The organism is Leucobacter soli (assembly GCF_042659205.1).
GTDB lineage: Bacteria > Actinomycetota > Actinomycetes > Actinomycetales > Microbacteriaceae > Leucobacter > Leucobacter soli.
Map to the genome: position 1 here is coordinate 1 of NZ_JBHSRW010000183.1, position 4,643 is coordinate 4,643.

General features: G+C 70.2%; 4 protein-coding genes. 2 read left to right on the top strand and 2 right to left on the bottom strand.

Translation table 11 applies throughout. The features are described from left to right. Nucleotides 1–34: 34 nt before the first annotated feature. A complete protein-coding gene (locus ACFPZL_RS10215; RefSeq protein ID WP_382335309.1) occupies nucleotides 35–367 on the bottom strand; it encodes a chorismate mutase in 333 nt (110 codons plus the stop codon). Between the two features lie 110 nt (nucleotides 368–477). Then, on the bottom strand, nucleotides 478–1,764 hold the full coding sequence (locus tag ACFPZL_RS10220) for an adenylosuccinate synthase (RefSeq protein ID WP_218115408.1): 1,287 nt from the start codon (nucleotides 1,762–1,764) through the stop codon (nucleotides 478–480). 200 nt (nucleotides 1,765–1,964) lie between these two features. On the opposite strand from ACFPZL_RS10220, the gene ACFPZL_RS10225 reads away from it, so the two are divergent. Both ACFPZL_RS10225 and ACFPZL_RS10230 read left to right on the top strand, forming a co-directional pair. Next, complete coding sequence (locus ACFPZL_RS10225; RefSeq protein WP_218115406.1) at nucleotides 1,965–3,587, top strand: ABC transporter substrate-binding protein; 1,623 nt, start codon at nucleotides 1,965–1,967, stop codon at nucleotides 3,585–3,587. 22 nt (nucleotides 3,588–3,609) lie between these two features. Beyond that, complete coding sequence (locus ACFPZL_RS10230; RefSeq protein ID WP_236022055.1) at nucleotides 3,610–4,560, top strand: ABC transporter permease; 951 nt, start codon at nucleotides 3,610–3,612, stop codon at nucleotides 4,558–4,560. Nucleotides 4,561–4,643 lie beyond the last annotated feature (83 nt).

Here is a 4,643-nt window from a genome sequence, read left to right on the forward strand (position 1 = left end):
GCGCGCGCAGCCGCGTAGTCCGCGCGGCGCGGGTTCAGGCGGTGCCGGTGTCGGTGCCGGGCCCGTCCGCCTGCGCGGCCCCGGCCAGACGCGTGTGATGCTGGATGACCTCGGCCACCACGAAGTTGAACCACTTCTCGGCGAACTCCGGGTCGAGATGCGCGTCCTCGGCGCGCGAGCGCAGGCGCGCGGTCTGGCGCGCCTCGCGGTCGGGATCGGAGGCCGGCATCGCGTGCTCGGCCTTCAGCCGCCCGACCTCCTGCGTGCAGCGGAAGCGCTCCGCCAGCATGTGGACCAGCGCGGCGTCGATGTTGTCGATGCTCGCGCGCAGGGTCGCCAGCCGGGCCTCGGGCGTCTCTTCGGTCATGGTGCTTCCCTCTCGTCATTCTGCGCGAAGGGCGTCGCCCGGAGTCGCAGAATCTACTCCATGGGCTCGGGATGGATCCTGCGATTTGCTGCGCAACGCAGGATGACGGACTAGTCCAGCAGGTCGTGGCGCACGACCACCTGCTCGCGCTCGGGTCCGACGCCGATCGCCGAGATCCGCGCGCCGCTCATCGCCTCGAGCGCGAGGATGTAGTCCTGGGCGTTCGCCGGCAGATCCTCGAATCGGCGCGCGCCCGAGATGTCCTCGCTCCAGCCCGGGAACTCCTCGTAGATCGGCGTCGCGTGATGGAAGTCGCTCTGGTTGACCGGCATCTCGTCGTGCCGCACGCCGTTCACGTCGTAGGCGACGCAGACCGGGATCGTCTCGAGGCCCGAGAGCACATCGAGCTTCGTCAGCACGAAGTCGGTGACGCCGTTGATGCGCGCCGCGTAGCGGGCGATCGGCGCGTCGTACCAGCCGCAGCGGCGGGGGCGGCCCGTCGTGGTGCCGAACTCAAAGCCCTGCGCGCGCAGGTACTCGCCCGACTCGTCGAAGAGCTCGGTCGGGAACGGGCCCGACCCGACGCGCGTCGCGTAGGCCTTGACCACGGCGATGACGCGGTCGATCGCGTGCGGCGGCAGACCCGAGCCGGTGCTCGCCCCGCCCGCCGTCGCGTTCGAGGACGTCACGAAGGGGTACGTGCCGTGGTCGATGTCGAGCATCGTGGCCTGACCGGCCTCGAACAGGATCGTCTTGTCCGCCTGCAGCGCCTCGTGCAGCAGCAGGCCGGTGTCGCACACCATCGGCTCGAGCAGCTCCCGGAAGCCGAGCAGATCGTCGACGACCTCGTCCACGCCGATCGCGCGGCGGTTGTAGATCTTCACCAGCACCTGGTTCTTGAAGTCGAGCGCCGCCTCGACCTTCTGCCGCAGGATCCCCTCGTCGAAGATGTCCTGGATCCGGATCCCCACGCGGTTGATCTTGTCGGCGTAGGCCGGGCCGATCCCGCGACCGGTCGTGCCGATCTGGCGCTTGCCGAGGAAGCGCTCGGTGACCTTGTCGAGCGTGCGGTGGTAGGCGGTGATGACGTGCGCGTTCGCGCTGATCTTCAGCCGCGAGACGTCGACGCCGCGGGCGGTCAGCGCCTCCAGCTCGCCCTGCAGCACCTCGAGGTCGACGACCACGCCGTTCGAGATGACCGGGGTGACGCCCGGCGTCAGGATGCCCGAGGGGAGCAGGTGCAGCGCATACTTCTCGTCGCCGACGACGACGGTATGGCCGGCGTTGTTGCCGCCGTTGAACTTGACCACGTAGTCGACGCGACTCCCGAGCAGGTCGGTCGCGCGACCCTTGCCCTCGTCGCCCCACTGGGCGCCGGTGATGAGTACCGCGGGCATCTCAGCCCCTTTCCTTGCTGCCTGGGCAGATACCGCCCCAGTCTAGCCGCCCCGGCCCGCCGAGGCCGACCGACCGATAAGCGGGCGGCATGTGAAACATGAGGAGATCTCCGGAGCAGAAACCTCACCGGCGGTACTAGCCTGGAACCGATCAGCCGTATCCGACGAGGGGCCGGGCCCCTTCGCGAAGGAGTGCCACCATGTCATCGACCCCGAACCCGCCGCGGGTCCGCCGCACGGCGCTCGCCGCCCTCGCGACGGCGGCCGCCCTCGTGCTCAGCGCGTGCGCAGGCGGCGCCGACCAGCCGTCGGCGCCGACCGAGCTCGCCGATAGCGGTCAGGAGATCGACAGCCTGACCGTCGCGTTCCCCGGTTCGCTCGCCAACCTCTACGTCGGGCAGGAGGGCGGCATCCTCAACTACTACCTCGCCGCCACCGTCCAGGAGGGCCTCGTCGGGATCGACAGCGCCGGCAAGTTCGTGCCCGCGCTCGCCGACACCTGGGAGACGCCCGACGCGAACACTTACGTCTTCCACCTGCGCGACGAGGCGAAGTTCCAGAACGGCGACCCCGTCACCCCGGAGGACGTGGTGTTCAGCCTCGAGCAGGCCGCCGACCCCGAGGCGTCGCCGAGCACCTCGTGGTACCTGAGCACGCTCGACTCGGCCGAGATCACCGGCGACCGCGAGATCACCATCACCACGACCAAGCCCGACGCGGCGTTCCTGTCGACGCTCGCGAACGTGGGCGCTCTCGTCGTCACGCAGCAGGAGTTCTGGGAGGAGCACGACGGCGAGGTCGGGACCGCCGACTCGCTGCTGCTCGGCACCGGCCCCTACCAGGTCACCGAGTTCGCACCCGATTCGCACGTGACGCTCGAGCGGGTCGACACCTGGTGGGGCGAACTGCCCAAGGCGAAGGAGATCCGCGTCGACTTCATCCCCGACGAGAACACCCGACTGCTCGCCGCCCAGAAGGGCGACATCGACGTCGCGTTCAACGTACCGATAAACCAGGCCCAGCAGTGGGAAAAGATCTCCGACGGCCGCCTGGAGGCGGTCAACGACCTCTCGTACGTCGGCCTCATGTTCGACCAGGAGGTCGAGCCCTTCGACGATCCGAAGGTCCGCACCGCCATCGCGCAGGCCTTCGACCGCGAGACCGTCGCCGAGAAGCTGCTGCGCGGCTACGGCGAGGTCGCGACCGCGATCATGACCCCCGAGTCGCTGGGCCAGGCCTACGACGCCGACGAGGCTCGCGAGCTGCTGGCCGGGGTGCCGCAGCACGCCTTCGATCTCGACGCGGCGAAGCAGCTGCTCGACGAGTCGGGCGCCGGCGGCTTCACCGCCGAGCTGACCTACCCGAACACCGGCCCCCAGCTGGGCACGGCGGCGCAGGCGCTCGCCGAGAACCTGAAGCAGATCGGCATCACGCTCACCGTCCGCGAGATCCCCATCGAGGAGTGGCTGAGCACCATCGGCGACGGCGAGCACGGCCTGAGCTTCATGTGGTACTTCTCGACCACCGGCGATCCGGCAGAGGTCAACAGCTACCTCGTGGGCCCGGAGAACCCCAATCAGTTCGCGAGCGACGAGGCGGCCGCGCTGGTCGACGCCGCAGGGGCCGCCACCGATCCGGCGGAGCGGATCGCGACCCTGCTCGAGCTCGAGACGCTCAGCGCCGAGCAGACCGTGAACGCGCCCCTCTGGTGGGGCAAGACCATCACCTACCTGACCAACGGGGTGGGCGTGCACGACTTCAGCCCGTTCACGTTCCTCGGCCCCTGGGGTGCGCAGCTCTATGCCGCCGAGGTCGCCGAGTAGCCGCGGCGGCCGGATGGCGGGGATGCTCACGCGCACCCTCGCCATCCGGCTCGCAGGGGTGCTGGTGATCCTGCTGCTCATCTCGTTCCTCACCTTCTCGCTCGTCTACCTCGCACCGGGCGACGTGGTGAAGAACCTGCTCGGCACGCGGCCCTCCACGCCCGAGGCCATCGCCCAGATCCGGGCGCAGTACCACCTCGACGACCCGTTCCTCGTCCGCTACCTCGACTGGCTGTGGGGGGTGCTGCGCGGCGACTTCGGCACCTCGATCCGGCTGCGGCAACCGGTGACGGTCGCGATCGGATCGCGGATGGGCAACACCGCGACCCTCGCCCTCCTCGCCTTCGCCATCGCCGCCGTCACGGCCATCCCCCTCGGCATCCTCAGCGCCGCGCGCGAGGGGCGGCGCAGCGACCGGATCCTCAGCGCACTCGCCCTGCTCGGCCTCAGCGCGCCCTCGTTCGCGCTCGCGATCCTGCTGCTCTACCTCTTCGCGATGCTCATCCCGATCTTCCCCGTCTACGGCGGAGGATCCGGCGCCCTCGACACGCTCTGGCACCTCGTGCTGCCCGCGGTCGCCCTCGCCGCCGGCATCGGCGCGATCCTGCAGCGGATCACCCGCGCCGCGGTGCTGCGCGAGCTGCAGAGCGACGCCACGACCTTCGCCCGGGCGCGCGGGATCGGCGAACGCGAGGTGCGCCGGATCGCCCTGCGCTCGGCGCTCATCCCGATCGTCACGGGCGCCGGCCTCATCCTCACCTTCATCGTCGGCGGGACGATCATCGTCGAGACGGTCTTCGCCCTGCCCGGCATCGGCTCGCTGCTGCAGGAGGCCGTGTTCTTCAAGGATCTGCCCGTCGTGCAGGCCGTCACCCTGCTCGTCGCGGCGATCATCGCGGTCATCACGATCGCGGTCGATCTCAGCTACCTCGCGCTCGACCCGCGCGTGCGCACGAAGGAGCTGAGCCGATGAGCGCCGTCTTCCGCCCCTCGCGCGCCCGGGCGCCGCGCCTCGCCGCAGACGGATCGCCCGCCTGGCGGCCGCGGCGCGACTGG